Origin of the sequence: Sphaerisporangium sp. NPDC005289, from assembly GCF_040607455.1 — a bacterium.
Taxonomy (GTDB): Bacteria; Actinomycetota; Actinomycetes; order Streptosporangiales; family Streptosporangiaceae; genus Sphaerisporangium; species Sphaerisporangium rhizosphaerae.
In genome coordinates this window covers 591,772-606,331 of the sequence record NZ_JBEXGS010000001.1, presented here as the reverse complement: position 1 = coordinate 606,331, position 14,560 = coordinate 591,772, and the positions used below count along the sequence as shown (strand labels likewise).

At 71.0% G+C, this 14,560-nt stretch carries 13 protein-coding genes; 11 read left to right on the top strand and 2 right to left on the bottom strand.

The genetic code is table 11. From position 1 onward, the window contains the following. Nucleotides 1-5 precede the first annotated feature (5 nt). The 8 genes from ABZT47_RS02325 (at nucleotide 6) to ABZT47_RS02290 (ending at nucleotide 7,700) form a co-directional block, all read left to right on the top strand. A complete protein-coding gene (locus ABZT47_RS02325; protein WP_354835213.1) occupies nucleotides 6-887 on the top strand; it encodes a carbohydrate ABC transporter permease in 882 nt (293 codons plus the stop codon). Nucleotides 888-914: 27 nt separating this feature from the next. Then, a complete protein-coding gene (locus ABZT47_RS02320) occupies nucleotides 915-2,231 on the top strand; it encodes a sugar ABC transporter substrate-binding protein (protein WP_354835211.1) in 1,317 nt (438 codons plus the stop codon). 106 nt (nucleotides 2,232-2,337) lie between these two features. After that, entirely contained in the window at nucleotides 2,338-3,489 is a 1,152-nt protein-coding gene (locus ABZT47_RS02315; RefSeq protein WP_354835209.1) for an enolase C-terminal domain-like protein, read from the top strand. A 74-nt stretch (nucleotides 3,490-3,563) separates the two neighbouring features. Then, nucleotides 3,564-4,313 carry an NAD(P)-dependent oxidoreductase gene (locus ABZT47_RS02310; RefSeq protein WP_354835207.1) on the top strand — a complete coding sequence of 250 codons (750 nt, stop codon included), beginning with the start codon at nucleotides 3,564-3,566 and terminating at the stop codon, nucleotides 4,311-4,313. A 41-nt stretch (nucleotides 4,314-4,354) separates the two neighbouring features. Continuing rightward, nucleotides 4,355-5,158 carry an IclR family transcriptional regulator gene (locus ABZT47_RS02305; protein WP_354835205.1) on the top strand — a complete coding sequence of 268 codons (804 nt, stop codon included), beginning with the start codon at nucleotides 4,355-4,357 and terminating at the stop codon, nucleotides 5,156-5,158. A gap of 111 nt (nucleotides 5,159-5,269) precedes the next feature. Next, nucleotides 5,270-6,082, top strand: coding sequence for a 5-dehydro-4-deoxy-D-glucuronate isomerase (gene kduI / locus ABZT47_RS02300; protein WP_354835203.1), 813 nt, complete (start codon nucleotides 5,270-5,272; stop codon nucleotides 6,080-6,082). Then, on the top strand, nucleotides 6,082-6,828 hold the full coding sequence (locus tag ABZT47_RS02295; RefSeq protein ID WP_354835201.1) for an SDR family oxidoreductase: 747 nt from the start codon (nucleotides 6,082-6,084) through the stop codon (nucleotides 6,826-6,828). Before kduI ends, ABZT47_RS02295 begins: the two co-directional genes overlap by 1 nt. A gap of 107 nt (nucleotides 6,829-6,935) precedes the next feature. After that, nucleotides 6,936-7,700 (top strand): IclR family transcriptional regulator, encoded by a 765-nt coding sequence (locus ABZT47_RS02290; protein WP_354835199.1) that lies wholly within the window; start codon nucleotides 6,936-6,938, stop codon nucleotides 7,698-7,700. A 380-nt stretch (nucleotides 7,701-8,080) separates the two neighbouring features. Here the strand turns inward: ABZT47_RS02290 and ABZT47_RS02285 are convergent, their stop codons facing one another. Continuing rightward, nucleotides 8,081-9,049, bottom strand: coding sequence for a sugar kinase (locus ABZT47_RS02285; RefSeq protein ID WP_354835197.1), 969 nt, complete (start codon nucleotides 9,047-9,049; stop codon nucleotides 8,081-8,083). Between the two features lie 76 nt (nucleotides 9,050-9,125). Here ABZT47_RS02285 and ABZT47_RS02280 point away from each other — a divergent pair, with 76 nt between their 5' ends. Continuing rightward, nucleotides 9,126-9,311, top strand: coding sequence for a tautomerase family protein (locus tag ABZT47_RS02280; RefSeq protein WP_354835195.1), 186 nt, complete (start codon nucleotides 9,126-9,128; stop codon nucleotides 9,309-9,311). A 68-nt stretch (nucleotides 9,312-9,379) separates the two neighbouring features. Here ABZT47_RS02280 and ABZT47_RS02275 read toward each other — a convergent pair whose 3' ends face one another. Continuing rightward, on the bottom strand, nucleotides 9,380-10,888 hold the full coding sequence (locus ABZT47_RS02275; protein ID WP_354835193.1) for a sodium:solute symporter family protein: 1,509 nt from the start codon (nucleotides 10,886-10,888) through the stop codon (nucleotides 9,380-9,382). A 164-nt stretch (nucleotides 10,889-11,052) separates the two neighbouring features. Here ABZT47_RS02275 and ABZT47_RS02270 point away from each other — a divergent pair, with 164 nt between their 5' ends. Both ABZT47_RS02270 and ABZT47_RS02265 read left to right on the top strand, forming a co-directional pair. Further along, a complete protein-coding gene (locus ABZT47_RS02270; protein ID WP_354835191.1) occupies nucleotides 11,053-13,608 on the top strand; it encodes a DNA translocase FtsK in 2,556 nt (851 codons plus the stop codon). 99 nt (nucleotides 13,609-13,707) lie between these two features. Next, nucleotides 13,708-14,451 (top strand): RodZ domain-containing protein, encoded by a 744-nt coding sequence (locus ABZT47_RS02265; protein WP_354835189.1) that lies wholly within the window; start codon nucleotides 13,708-13,710, stop codon nucleotides 14,449-14,451. The last annotated feature ends 109 nt before the right edge of the window (nucleotides 14,452-14,560 follow it).

Genomic DNA, 14,560 nt, shown 5'->3' with positions numbered 1-14,560 from the left:
CTTCCATGGCAACCGAGACCATCGTGCGGCGCCCCGGGAAGGTGGGCGTCCGGACGGCCCCCGGGCCGCGGCCCCGCAAGGATCCGGGCAGGGTGCTGCGGCTGTACGTCCCGCTGGGCCTCTACCTGATCTTCACGCTGGTGCCGTTCTACTGGATGATCGTCTTCGCGCTGCGGCCGACCGGCTCCACCGCGCCGGTGCCCTGGCCGATCACCTTCGAGCACTTCGAGACCGTGTGGAACGACATCGGCTACGCGGTCTTCTTCAGGAACAGCGTGGTCGTGGGCGTGCTGTCGCTGCTGTTCACGACGGTGGTCGCGCTCATGGGCGGGTACGCGCTGGCGCGCTTCCGCTTCCGCGGCCGGACGGTGTTCATGGTGGCCCTGCTGTGCACGCAGTTCATCCCGGGCGCCATGATGCTGATCCCGCTGTTCACGATCTTCCGCGGCCTCGGGCTGATCAACTCCCTGTGGAGCCTGGTGATCGCGGACACGGTGTTCAACCTCCCGCTCTCGATCATCCTGATGAGCGGGTTCGTCGCCGCGGTGCCCTTCCAGGTGGAGGAGGCGGCGATGGTGGACGGCTGCACGCGCGTCCGTGCCTTCTTCGCGGTCGTGCTCCCGCAGCTGCGTCCCGGCCTCATCGCGGTCGGGTCGTTCGCCTTCATCCACACCTGGAACAACTTCCTGTTCGCGCTGATGTTCATCAGCAAGCAGGCCAACTTCACCATCCCCGTCGGCCTGAGCTACACGATCGGGGAGTACAGCGCCGACTTCGGGGCCCTGGCGGCGGGCGGCGTGGTGGCGGCCGTCCCTGTCGTCTGCGTGTTCGCAGTGATCCAGCGCTATCTCGTGCACGGCATCAGCGCCGGTGCCGTGAAGGGATAGCCACCCCCGCCTGGAGGACACCACACCATGAGAACCATCACCAAGGTCTGCGCGGCGGCCGTCGCCGTCCTCGCCCTTTCGGTCACCGCGTCGGCCTGCGGGTCGGACTCCGGAGGCGGCGGGCAGGCGTCCGGCGGCAAGACGACGATCACCTTCTGGGACAACAACGGCGGCGTCCGCACGCCGCTCTACCAGGAGCTGATCAAACGGTTCGAGCAGGCCAACCCGACCATCCACGTCGAGTACGTGGGCATCCCGATCGCCTCGGTCCAGCAGAAGTACGACACCGCGATCGCCGGCGGCGAGACGCCCGACGTGGGCGGCGTGACCACCAGCTACCTGGCCGGCCTGACCGGGCAGCAGGCGCTGGAGCCGGCCGACGACTGGCTGGCCAAGAGCCCGGCGAACGGCAAGCTGCTGGACAGCATGCTCGCCTCGGTCAAGCGGACCGACCCCGGCGGCAAGCTCTACATGGTGCCGGCGACCTCCAACCTCGACGTCGTCTGGTACCAGAAGGACAAGCTGTCGGCCGCCGGGGTCCAGGCGCCCAAGACCTGGGACGAGTTCTTCGCGGCGGCGGACAAGCTGACCAAGGCCCCCGACCAGTACGGCTGGACCATCCGCGGCGGCGCCGGTTCGATCTTCCAGCTCCTGGCCGAGGCCTACGCCTACTCCGGGGTCACCGAGTTCTTCGACGCCTCCGGCAAGAGCACCGTCAACGACCCCAGGAACGTCGAGCTGGTGTCCAAGATCGCCGCGCTGTACAAGAAGGACACGCCGGAGGCGGACGTCACCAACGACTTCCCGAAGATGGTGGCCCAGTTCACCAGCGGCAAGGTCGCGATGATGCACCACAACCTGGGGTCCTACAACGACCATGTGAAGGCGTTCGGCGCCGACAAGATCGACGCCTTCCCGATGCCGGTCGGTGCCTCGGGCAAGCGCACCATCGTGGCCAACCCGGTCGACGGGTTCGCGGTGTTCAAGAACAGCGAGCACAAGGACGCGGCCTGGAAGTTCGTCGACTTCCTGGTCTCCAAGGACAGCAACAGCTACTGGAACCAGCAGACCGGCCAGATCCCGGCCAACAAGGACGCCCAGGCCGACTCCTGGCTCGACGAGCGGCCCTACCTGAAGAACGCCGTGCAGGTCCTGGGCGACCCCTCGACCGTGGTGGTCTCGCCGCCGTACTACCTGCCGCAGTTCTCCTCCATCACCAAGGCCGACACCGAGCCGCTGTTCCAGAAGGTCCTGCTCGGCCGGATGAAGCCGCAGGAGTTCCTCGACACCCTGGCGCGGAAGCTCACCGAGGCGCAGGCCGAGTGGAAGCAGTCGCACTCCTAGCCCGGCCCGGCACGACCCCGGGACCGGCACCCGTCACCTGACCGCGGGCGCCGGTCCCGGTTCCACCCCGGCGAGGCCGGGGGCCGATCGAGCGGAAGGAGAGGTCATGGCCGTCATCGAGCGCGTCGGCGTCACGGTGTTCACGACCGTCGCCAGATCGGTGGTGGACGGGCACGGTCACCGGCATCCGGGCCCGCCGCGGGAGGTCAAGGAGGCGCTGCTGGAGATCACCGACAGCGACGGCGCCAAGGGGTACTGCCTCGGACAGCCCGAGACGCTGCGCGAGAGCATGATCCAGGCGCACGTGCGCCCCGTGCTGACCGGCCAGGACGGCCTCGAGCGCGAGCGGCTGTGGCACGCGCTCGCGCGGCGCCAGCGCGGCGCCCACGGCCACCTCACCGACCGCCTGCTGAGCACCGTGGACCAGGCCCTGTGGGACCTGGCGGGCCGCAGGCTCGGTCTGCCCGTCTGGAAACTCCTCGGCGGCGCCCGCTCGGTCGTCCCCGCCTACGCCAGCACGATGTGCGGCGACGACATCCCCGGCGGCCTGGCCACGCTGTCGGACTACGCGAGCTTCGCCAAGGATCTGGTGGCGCGGGGCTACCGGGGTATCAAACTGCACACCTGGATGCCGCCGATGCGTCATGGCGTCGAGCTGGACATCAAGGCGTGCGCGGCCGTGCGGGACGCGGTCGGCCCCGACGTCGCCCTGATGCTGGACAGCAACCACTGGTACAGCCGCACCGAGGCCCTGCGGCTCGGCCGGGCGCTGGACGAGCTGAACTTCGCCTGGTACGAGGAGCCGATGGAGGAGGCGTCGGTGCAGTCCTACCGCTGGCTGGCCGACCAGCTCGCCACCCCGATCCTCGGGCCGGAGACCTCCTGGGGCAAGCACATGGCGCGGGCCGAGTGGATCGCGGCGGGGGCGTGCGACATCCTGCGCGTGGGCGTCGTCGGCTCCGGAGGGATCATCCCGGCGCTGAAGGCCGTGCACACCGCCGAGTCGTTCGGGATGGGCTGTGAGATCCACGGCAACGGGTCGGGCGCGCTCGCCGTGATCGGGGCGACGTTGTGCGGCGAGTGGTACGAGCGCGGCCTGCTGCACCCGCACTCGGACTACGACGCCCCGCCGCCGCATCTCCGCTCGATCATCGATCCTTTGGACGATTCAGGAAATGTCACACTCCCGTGTCGTCCAGGACTGGGTGACGATCTTGACGTGGACCACATCGCCGCCCATACGGTGGCCACATGGTGAACACGGCGAGCACAGCGAACACGGCGAATCCAGCGAACACGGCGACCCCAGTGAACCCGGCGAACAACGTTCTTGTGACCGGTGCCGCCGGACGTATCGGCGCCTGCCTGACCTCCGGTCTGCCCGAGTACGGCCACACGTTGCGGCTGCTCGACCGCACCCCGATGGAGCACGAGCGCTTCGAGGTGATCTGCGGGGACATCGCCGACCCGGCGGTGCTCGACCGGGCGATGAAGGGGGTGTCCGCGGTCGTGCACCTGGCCGGCGTCCCCTCCACCGGCGCCACGTTCGAGGAGGCGCTCACGGCCAACATCGAGGGCACCTACCACGTGATGGAGGCCGCGCGGCAGGCCGGGGTCGAGCGGTTCGTGTACGCCAGCAGCAACCACGCGGCGGGGTTCACGCCCCGGCGGGAGTCGGTGCCCGCCGACACCCCGGTGGCGCCCGACTCGCACTACGGCGTGTCCAAGGCCTACGGCGAGGCCCTCGGCCGCTACTACTCCGACCGGTACGGCATGCGGGTCGCGTGCCTGCGCATCGGCACGTTCGAGCAGCGCCCGCCGAGCCCGCGCGCGCTGTCCACCTGGCTCAGCCCGGGGGACATGGTGCGCCTGGCCCACGCCTGCCTGACCTCGCCGGATCTGACCTACGCGGTGGTCTGGGGCGTGTCGGCCAACACCCGCAACTGGTGGGACCTGTCGGCGGGACGGGCGCTCGGCTACGAGCCGGTGGACGACGCCGAGGCCTACGCGGCCGAGCTGGCGGAGCTGGATGCGTCCGATCCCGAGTACGCCTGGCTCGGCGGTCGCGTCGTCGAGTCGTGACCGGGCGACAATGGAGGTAACGTGCGGCAGGGAGGGCGCAAATGACGGAGCAGGGAACCGCGGTGCCGCAAGAGGGGACCGCGGTGCCGCACGTCAAGTCCGCCGTGCGGACCGTCGAGCTGCTCGACTTCTTCGCCCAGTATCCCGGCCTGCACAGCCTGTCCGACCTCCAGGGCAAGCTCGGCTATCCCAAGAGCAGCCTGCACGCCCTGCTGCGCACCCTGGTCGGCCTCGGGTGGATCGAGACCGACGTCACGGGCACCCTCTACCGCATCGGCATGCGGGCGTTGCTGGTGGGCGCCACCTACATCGACGGCGACCCGGTCGTGCAGATCGCGCGCGACGCGCTCGACTGGCTCGCCGAGGTCACGGGCGAGACGGTCCACCTGGCGCGGCTCGACCACTTCGACGTGGTGTACCTCGCCACGCGGGCCTCGCGCCACTACCTGCGGCCCTTCACCAGGGTCGGCCGGCGGCTGCCGGCCAGCACCACCTCGCTCGGCAAGGCCATCCTCGCCACCCGCGACGACGCCGAGGTGGCGCGCCTGCTGCCGGCCGAGCTGCCCCGCCTCACCAAGAGCACCATCGTCGACCAGGCGCAGCTCATGGCCGATCTGCGGCGCATCCGCAAGCGGGGGTACTCCATCGACCGCGAGGAGAACACCGAGGGCCTGCGCTGTTTCGGGGTGGCGCTGGACATCGCCTATCCGCCGCGTGACGCGGTGAGCGTGTCGGTCCCGGTGCCCCGGCTGACGGCCGGCCGCGACCGCGAGATCGCCGCCTGCCTGCTCGAGGCCCGCGACCGCATCGAGGTGGCCGCCCGCGGCGTCCGCCGCACGTACTAGACGCCCTCCGGGCGGGTCCCGCCACGCCGTCCTCCCGGCGGCTTGACCTGGCACGCCCAGCGCTGTTCTATATAGCGATATGGCATTTTATGTAACGGAATAGGAGGCGTGGTGGAGGTACGGTACGCGACGGCACCGGACCAGGTGCCGGGCATGACGACCGACCGGCTCAGGAGCCGCTTCCTCGCCGAGGACCTCTTCGTCCCCGGCGAGATCCGCCTGGTGTACTCCCACGAGGACCGCATCATCGTCGGGGGCGCGGCGCCCGGCGACGCGCCGTTGGACCTTCCCTGCCCCGATGCGCTCCGCGCGGGGTACTTCCTGGAGCGCCGCGAGCTCGGCGTTGTCAACCTCGGCGAGCCCGGCGTCGTCACCGTCGACGGCGAGGAGCACCCGCTCGGGACCAAGGAGTGCCTGTACGTGGGCATGGGCTCGCGCGCGGTGTCCTTCAGCGGCGGGGCGTTCTACCTGGTGTCCACCCCCGCGCACGCCGGGCACCCGACCGTCAGGGCGGGGCTGCCGGACGCCGAGCCGGTGCGGCTGGGCTCGCAGGAGGGCTCCAACGACCGCACCATCTACAAGTACATCCACGCCAAAGGCATCCAGAGCTGCCAGCTCGTCCTCGGCGTCACGGTGCTGGAGCCGGGCTCCATGTGGAACACCATGCCCTGCCACACCCACGAGCGGCGCACCGAGGTCTACCTGTACTTCGACGTGCCGCCGGACGCCCGCGTCGTCCACCTCATGGGCAGGCCGGACGAGACGCGCAACCTGATCGTCGCCGACCGGCAGGCCGTCATCTCGCCGCCGTGGTCGGTGCACTGCGGGTTCGGCACCCGCAACTACGCCTTCGTCTGGGCGATGGGCGGCGAGAACCAGGCCTACGACGACATGGAGCAGGTCGCGATCGGCGAGATGCGGTGATGTTCTCCCTGGAAGGCCGGACGGCGCTGGTCACCGGCTCGCGCACCGGCATCGGCCGGGCGATCGCGGCCGGCCTGGCCAGGGCGGGGGCCGACGTCGTCCTGCACGGCCACCGCGACGACCTGGACGAGGTAGAGGCCGAGGTCCGCAAGGCCGGCAGGGAGGCCTGGCGGTGGGTCCTGGACCTGTCCGACGTCGCCCGGCTGCCCGAGGCCGCCGAGGAGCTGGCCGCCCGCCACCGGGTCGACATCCTGGTGAACAACGCCGGGATCATCCGCAGGGCGCCTGCCGTCGAGCACGACTACGCCGACTGGCGGGCCGTGCTCGACGTCAACCTCGACGCGGTCTTCCTGCTCAGCCGGGCTCTCGGCGGCCCCATGCTCGACCGCGGGCAGGGGAAGATCATCATGATCGCGTCGATGCTGTCGTTCCAGGGCGGCATCAACGCGGCCGGGTACGCCGCCGCCAAGCACGGCGTCGCCGGGCTCACCCGCTCGCTGGCCTGCGAGTGGGCGCCGCGGGGGGTGCAGGTCAACGCGATCGCCCCCGGGTACATCGTCACCGGCAACACGCGCGCGTTGCGCGCCGACCCCGACCGCGAGCCCGCCATCAGGGCCCGCATCCCGGCCGGCCGCTGGGGCGCCCCCGAGGACCTCGCCGGCGCGGCCGTCTTCCTCGCCTCCGCGGCCTCCGACTACGTCAACGGCCACATTCTGGCGGTGGACGGCGGCTGGCTCGCCCGGTGACCTCGCTCGCCCGCCGGCCGCACGACCCCGCCCTGTCACGGCCCTGTCACGGCCCTCGCACGGTCGTGCGGAGCGTGCCGGGCGGTGGCTGTTAGTAGGCTCAGGACGTGGTCAGGGAAGGCAGCTCCATCGACAAGGCGCTGGCGGTGCTCGAGGCGATCGCCGAGCACCACCGCGTGACCGACATCGCCGCGACGACCGGCGTCTCCAAGTCGACCGTTCACCGCATCCTGCAGTCGCTCGTCGAGTGGGGGTTCGCCCGCGCCGACGGCGCGGGGGGCTATGAGCCGGGGCCGCGCATCCTCACCCTCGCCGGCCGGGTCATGACCAGGTTCGACCCGTCCCGGCAGGCCTCGGCGGCGCTGCGCGCCCTGCACGAACGCACCGGCTACACCACCCACTTCGGCATCCGCAGCGGCGACGAGGCGGTCTACGTGGACAAGCTGGAGGGCCGCAGGCCCTACCAGATGCCCTCCCGGGTCGGCATGAGCCTGCGCCTGCACACGACGGCCATCGGCAAGGCCATCCTCGCCGGGCTGGACGACGACGAGGTGCGCGCCATCGCCGGGCGCACCGGCCTCCCGCGGCTCACCCCGGACACGCTGACCGGGGTGGAGGAGCTGCTCGCCCACCTCGAGAAGATCCGCGCCCTCGGCTACGCCATGGACGACGAGGAGAACGAGCCGGGCATCCGCTGCGTCGGCGCGGCCGTCTTCGACCACACCGGCCAGGTGCTGGGCGGCATCTCCATCTCCACCCTCGCCATGGACATGGACCGCGCCGCCCTGGAGGAGCTCGCCCCGATCGTCACCGCCGCCGCCCGCGACGTCTCCCAAGCCCTGGGCGCCCCCACCACCACCCCCACCCGCTGACCCCCGCCCACCCCGCCACCGCAGTGACCCACCCGCCGGTACCCCGGGACAGGCGGGCCCCTCCTCCGGTCTCGCTGCTGGTTGCCATGGGGCGCCGCGTCGGTGGGAAGGGGTACGGCGATGCCGGCGCCCTGTACGGCGGGCAGATGGCCCGCGCCGACGGGTCAGTCAGGCATCTGGGTTTCCCCGTTGCCCTCTGAAGGACGGGCCCCAAGGACGGACCCGGACGGGCCCAAGGCGGGCGGGGTCCCGTTCTTCGGTCTCGCTGCTGGCTCCCGGGAGGCGCCGCGTCGGCGGGAAGGGGTACGGCGATGCCGGCGCCCCTGTACGGCGGTCAGGGTGGCCGGCGTCGGCGGACGGTCGACCTCGGCGGACCGGGGTCAGGCTTCCTTGGGGCGGGTGAGGAGGCGGTCGATCTCCTCGGGGGTGGCGACGCGGCCGGTGCCGCCCTGGCCTTGCAGGCTGATGGCGGCGGCCGCCGTTCCCGCCCGTACGGCGTCGCGTAGCGCCGTCCCCGTGGCCAGTCGCGCCGCCACCGTGCCGATGAAGGCGTCACCGGCCCCTGTCTGGTCCACCACCGCCTGGGCGGCGACCGCCGGGATCTCCACCAGTGGGCCCGCGCTCCCGTCCGGCCACGTGTCCCCCCCGCCGGGCAGGCCGAGCAGGACGCCCTCGGGGCCGCGGGTGACGGCGACCGCGCGGGCGCCGAGCTTCAGGCAGGCACGCACCACTTCGGCCGGGTCGGCGGTGCCGAGCAGCGGAAGGCTGTCGCCCGGGCAGGACGGGGCCACGAGGGCGGCCATCGGCGCGATGTCGGCGAGCACGCCGGCGGCCTGCTCGGGCGTGGTGAGCCGGGAGCGGAAGTTCGGGTCGTACACGACCTTGCCGCCGGACGCGTGCACGATCTCTGCCGCATGACGCACCGCGTGGGCGCACGAGGCCGACAGTGCGGCGGTGATGCCGCTGACCAGCAGCACGGCGGTCTCGGCCAGCGGCGCGTCGGCCACGTCCGAGGGGCCGAGCCTGGAGGCGGCGCTGCACGCCCGCATGTAGGCGAAGGCCCGCTCGCCGCCGGGGTCCGCCCCAACGGCGTAGGCCCCCGTGGACCCGGCGCCCGGCAGCATCCACCGGGTGTCCACGCCGTGCGCGGCCGCGAACCGGATCAGCCGTTCCCCGAACTCGTCCTGGCCCACCCGCGTCACCAGGGCGACATGCGCGCCCGCGGCCGCCGCCGCCACGGCGGCGTTCAGCGCGTCCCCGGAGAACGACAGGCGGAAGGTGTCCGCCTCGGTGAGGGGAGCGGACGCCGAGAACTCGACCAGCGGCTCGCCGATCACTATCACGTCCACGCCGGCTGCCTCCTTCTTGGTTCATGTAGTGGAATCTGATTTCATGTGATGCAACACATGGAATCCGGAGGGCATTATGCCGAACATCACTGTGGAACTGCTGTCGGGGCGGACGATGGACCAGCGCCGCGAGTTCGTGGCGGCGGTGACGGACGCCGCCGTGGGCATCCTCAAGGCCCGGCCCGAGGCCGTGCGCATCGTGTTCACCGAGATCGAGAAGACCGACGTCGCCAACGGCGGCATCCTGGAGTCGGACAAATAGCCGTACACGTCACGGTACAAGCCGGTGGGCGGGGTGAGAGATCCTCTCACCCCGCCCACCGGCGCGCGTCACGCGAGGGTGGCGGTCGGCCGATCGGGAGACGCCGAAGGAAGATCAGTGTTCAGTGAGTCGACCAGTTCGTCGCGGGACGGGGTGTTCTCCGGGCGCAGGAGCCCGATGACGACGTACAGGACCAAGGACGTCACCAGCGGGGCCGCGACGACGAGGGTCTGGTCGGCGGAGGCGATCACCCACTTGATCACGGCCCACACCGCGAGGCCCGCCGCCCACGAGGTGATGGCCGCGGTGGGCCCGCTGCGCTTGAACCAGGGGAGCAGGCCGAGCATCAGCGGGATCGAGATCGGCCCCATCGTGGCGGCGACCACGTCCACGACGATCTTCAGCACCACGCCCTGCCCCTGGGTGGTGATCGCGATGGTCATGCTGACGACCACGAAGATGAAGGTGGTCACCCGGGCCAGCCGCAGCGCGCCCGCGGCCGGCAGCTCGCGCAGCCGGCGGACGAAGACCGGCAGGATGTCGCGGGTGATCACCGCCGAGATCACGTTGGCGTCGGAGGAGACCATGGCCATGGTGTGGGAGAAGAACCCGGCCAGCACCAGGCCGATGAGGCCGGTCGGCAGCAGTTCCTGCGCGAGCCGCACGTAGGACTGGTCGGAGTTGGTCAGGCCCGGGACGATGAGCGGCGCGGCGAACATCGGGATGAACAGCACCAGCGGCCAGAGCAGCCACAGGGCGCTGGACAGCAGCGCCGCCCGCTTGGCCTGCGAGCCCGACGGGGCGCCCATGTAGCGCTGGGCGAGGTTCCACATCCCGCCGTTGTACTCGAAGGTCTTGATCAGCAGGAAGGCGAAGAAGTACGTCGTGGTGTAGGGCCCGCTCAGCGGGTCGCCGTGCCCCTCGGGCAGGTCGCCCCACATGGTCCACAGCGCCGAGATCCCGCCGAGGTGCCCGAGGACGGCCGCGAACATGACGACGCCGGCGACGGCCTGGATGACGAACTGGCCGAAGTCGGTGAGCACGTCGGCCCACAGCCCGCCGACCGTCACGTAGACCACGGTGACCGCGCCGGTGATGGCGATGCCGTACTGGATGGGGATGCCGGCGAAGCCCTTGAGCAGCACCGAGATGGCCACCCATTTGGCGGCGATGTCCACGACCTTCAGAAGCGCGCCGCTGTAGGCCATGACCTGCTGGGTGGGCAGGTTGTAGCGCCGGGTGAGGTACTCCAGCGGCGAGACCACGCCGTGCCTGGATCTGAGCCGGTTCCACCGCGCGGCGAACAGGAAGGCGCCGATGCCCACGCCGATGCCGATGGTCATCGCCCACCAGACGTAGACGGTGAGCCCGTAGTCGTAGGCGACGGCGGCGAACGCGACGAACATGACCGCGCTGTAACCCGACATGTGGTGGGAGATCCCCGACAGCCACCAGGGGATCTTCCCTCCGGCCGTGAAGTAGTCGATGACGGTCCTGATGCGGTTCTTCGACCACACGCCGATGACGATCATCACGGCGAAGTATGCGCCCAGCACGGTCCAGTCGAGTGCGGACATCACTTCTCCTTCCAACGTCCTGTTGGATGGAGGTTCCATTACATGAAACATGATGTCAATACATAAAACGCAACTCCTGGCCAGATCCGGACTTTCCCCGACGATCACGACAGCCCCGGCGCGCCTCCCCGCGGCGCCGTCGTCCCATGCGTACCCTCGGTACCATGGCCACCCGTACGTCGAAAAGCACCCCGAAGGGGTCGGCGAAGCGGTCCACGTCATCGCGCCCGTCCTCCGCCAAGCGGCCGGCCGCCGCGCGGTCCGCGAGCCCACGCGCCGGCGGGCGCCCGCCGGCCCGGCGTCCCGCCGCCCAGCAGCCCGACCCGATCGGCTGGGTCTTCCTGGCCATCGGCAAGCTGTTCGTCGGCGTGTGGCTGCTGTTCGCGAACGGCATCGGCACCGCCGCGCGGGCCTTCGGGCAGCAGGCGCGCGAACTGGACCCCGCCCACCGCCGCGACGGCCTCGGCCTGGCCGTGCTCGGCGGCGCCATCGTCCTGGCCGCCATGACGTGGCGCACCACCAAGGGCGCCGCGGCCACCGTGGTCGACGCCGTGCTGCGCGGCGCGGTCGGCTCGCTGGCCTGGTCGGTGCCCGTCCTGCTGGCGCTGGTCGCCTGGCGCCTGCTGCGTCACCCCGACCAGAACGCCGACACCGGCCGCATGATCATCGGCTGGACCGCCCTGCTGGCCGGCCTGCTCGGCATCATCCACGTCGCGCACGCCACGCCCTACCCCTCGGGCCCGGCCGCCACCGACGGCATGGACAAGGTGTCGGCCGCCGGAGGCATGGTCGGCTTCATCGTCTCGGCGCCTCCCGCGAGCATCCTGCCGGCCTTCATCACCATCCCCCTGCTCCTGCTGCTGTCCGGCTTCGGGGTCCTGGTGGTCACGGCGACGCCGGTGCACCGCGTGCCCGAGCGCCTGGCCGAGATCCAGCACATGCTGTTCCAGAAGGGCTCCGCCGGCCCCGAGGCCGCGCCGGGCGAGCGCCCCGCCCGGGCGCCCCGCGCCCCGCGCAAGAGCCGCACGCGGGGCTCCGGCAAGGACGGCGAGGCCGACGTCGAGGTCGGCGAGCACGTCAAGCCCTACGACACTCCGGTCATCGCGGACGGGGCCGGCAAGATGGCCGACCACTCGCCCGAGATCGTCCCCGGCCTGGTGGACGAGGAGCCCCCCGAGGCGCCGCCCCTGCCCGAGCCGCCCCAGCCCACCCCCGCCCCGCGCAAGGTGGAGCAACTCGTCCTGTCGCCGCAGGCCGGCCCGTACGCCCTGCCCGACCTTCAGGTGCTGCGTGCCGGCACCCCGCCCAAGCCGCAGACCAAGGCCAACACCACCGTGGTCAACGCCCTCACCAGCGTGATGGAGCAGTTCGCCATCGACGCCCAGGTGATCGGCTTCACCCGCGGCCCGACGGTCACCCGGTACGAGATCGAGCTCGGCCCGGCGGTCAAGGTCGAGAAGGTCACCGCCCTCACCAAGAACATCGCCTACGCCGTGAAGTCGGCGGACGTGCGCATCCTGTCGCCGATCCCCGGTAAGTCGGCGATCGGCGTCGAGATCCCCAACACCGACAAGGACCTGGTCAGCCTCGGCGACGTGCTGCGCTCCCAGGTCGCCCAGGCCGACCACCACCCCATGATCGTCGGGCTGGGCAAGGACGTCGAGGGGCGCACCATAGTGGCCAACCTGGCCAAGATGCCCCACCTGCTCATCGCCGGCGCCACCGGCGCGGGCAAGTCGGTCTGCGTCAACGGGCTGATCTCCTCGATCCTCATGCGCGCCACGCCCGACGAGGTGCGCATGGTGCTCGTCGACCCCAAGCGCGTCGAGCTCAACACCTACGAGGGCATCCCCCACCTGATCACCCCGATCATCACCAACCCGAAGAAGGCCGCCGAGGCCCTCGAATGGGTCGTGGGCGAGATGGACCGCCGCTACGACGACCTGGCCGCGAGCGGGTTCCGGCACGTCGACGAGTTCAACAAGGCCGTGCGCGCCGGCAAGCTCGTGCCGCCGCCGGGCAGCGAGCGCGTCTACCAGCCCTACCCCTACCTGCTGGTGATCATCGACGAGCTCGCCGACCTGATGATGGTCGCCCCGCGCGACGTCGAGGACTCCATCGTCCGCATCACCCAGCTCGCCCGCGCCGCCGGCATCCACCTGGTCATCGCCACCCAGCGCCCGTCGGTCGACGTGGTCACCGGCCTGATCAAGGCCAACGTGCCGTCCCGGCTGGCCTTCGCCACCTCCTCCCTGGCCGACTCCCGGGTCATTCTCGACCAGCCCGGCGCCGAGAAACTCGTGGGCCAGGGCGACGCGCTGTTCCTGCCCATGGGCGCCAGCAAGCCCATGCGCCTGCAGAACGCGTTCCTCTCCGAGAAGGAGATCAACGAGATCGTCGCCCACTGCAAGGCGCAGATGCAGGTGGAGTACCGCGACGACGTCGCCGCCGTGGCGAGCGCCAAGCGCGAGATCGACGAGGAGATCGGCGACGACCTCGACCTGCTCGTCCAGGCGGCCGAGCTGATCGTCTCCACCCAGTTCGGCTCCACCTCGATGCTCCAGCGCAAACTGCGGGTGGGCTTCGCCAAGGCCGGCCGCCTGATGGACCTGCTCGAGAGCCGGAACGTCGTCGGGCCGAGCGAAGGGTCCAAGGCCCGCGAAGTGATGGTGAAACCCGACGAACTGCCCGGCCTGCTCGCCGACTTGCGGGGAGAGTGACCCCTCCGCGACCGACCCCCTCGGTTACTGGTTGAATGTGAATGACTACGCATCGTCGGATTACGGGCGCGTAGCGCAGGTGCACGGCGAGGGGGACGTATGAGCATTGGAGTGACGCTGGCCGCGGCACGGAACGCGGCGGGGATGACGGTCGCTCAGCTGAGCGGCCGCACGCGGATAAGGGAGACGGTCATCTACGCCATCGAGCGGGACGACTTCTCGCTCTGTGGGGGCGACTTCTACGCCAGGGGTCACGTCCGCAACATCGCCAAGACGGTGGGGCTCGACCCCGACGCCGTGGTGCACCAATTCGACGAGGAACACGGCGGCGTCCCCCTCCCCGTGCGGGCCGCGGCCGTCTTCCAGGCCGAGAGCCAGATCAAGTTGCGCGAGCGCCGCAGCCCCAACTGGTCCACCGCGATGGCGATCGCGCTGGCCATCGTCGCGGTCTTCGGGGTCACCCGCGTCATGAGCCGGCCGGGCGAGAACCTCGCCACCGGCGCCGAGCTCAAGAACCCGCCCGCGCCCAAGCCCACCGCCACGGTCAGGGCCTCCACCCACCCCAATGCGGCCCGACCGGCGAGCGACCTGGTGACGCTGCGGGTGAAGGCCAACAAGCCGTCCTGGGTGGAGGTCAGCGACGACAAGGGCAAGGCGATGTTCCGCGGCACCATGCGCGCGGGCGACTCCGAGACGTGGAAGACCCGCAAGCACATGAAGGTCACCATCGGCAACGCCGGAGGCGTCGACCTGGAGGTCAACGGCAAGCACCTCGGCGTGCCCGGCAAGCCCGGCGAGCTCGTGCGCAAGTCCTTCGGCCCCGAGGAACCGGGGTCGCGGTGACCGGCGCCGCCCGCCAGGGACGCGCCCCGGGGTGAGGCCCCGGGGCGCCGCGCGCGACGGTCCGGCGGGGAAGTACGGGGGGAGTGCGTCACGCGGTGGCCAACTCCCG

Bases quoted from the DNA above. Each gene is read 5' to 3' on its own strand.
- ABZT47_RS02320 (WP_354835211.1), top strand. From the start codon at position 915: ATGAGAACCATCACCAAGGTCTGCGCGGCGGCCGTCGCCGTCCTCGCC.
- ABZT47_RS02305 (WP_354835205.1), top strand. From the start codon at position 4,355: ATGACGGAGCAGGGAACCGCGGTGCCGCAAGAGGGGACCGCGGTGCCG.
- ABZT47_RS02315 (WP_354835209.1), top strand. From the start codon at position 2,338: ATGGCCGTCATCGAGCGCGTCGGCGTCACGGTGTTCACGACCGTCGCC.
- ABZT47_RS02265 (WP_354835189.1), top strand. From the start codon at position 13,708: ATGAGCATTGGAGTGACGCTGGCCGCGGCACGGAACGCGGCGGGGATG.
- ABZT47_RS02325 (WP_354835213.1), top strand. From the start codon at position 6: ATGGCAACCGAGACCATCGTGCGGCGCCCCGGGAAGGTGGGCGTCCGG.
- ABZT47_RS02295 (WP_354835201.1), top strand. From the start codon at position 6,082: ATGTTCTCCCTGGAAGGCCGGACGGCGCTGGTCACCGGCTCGCGCACC.
- ABZT47_RS02270 (WP_354835191.1), top strand. From the start codon at position 11,053: ATGGCCACCCGTACGTCGAAAAGCACCCCGAAGGGGTCGGCGAAGCGG.
- ABZT47_RS02275 (WP_354835193.1), bottom strand. From the start codon at position 10,888: ATGTCCGCACTCGACTGGACCGTGCTGGGCGCATACTTCGCCGTGATG.
- ABZT47_RS02280 (WP_354835195.1), top strand. From the start codon at position 9,126: ATGCCGAACATCACTGTGGAACTGCTGTCGGGGCGGACGATGGACCAG.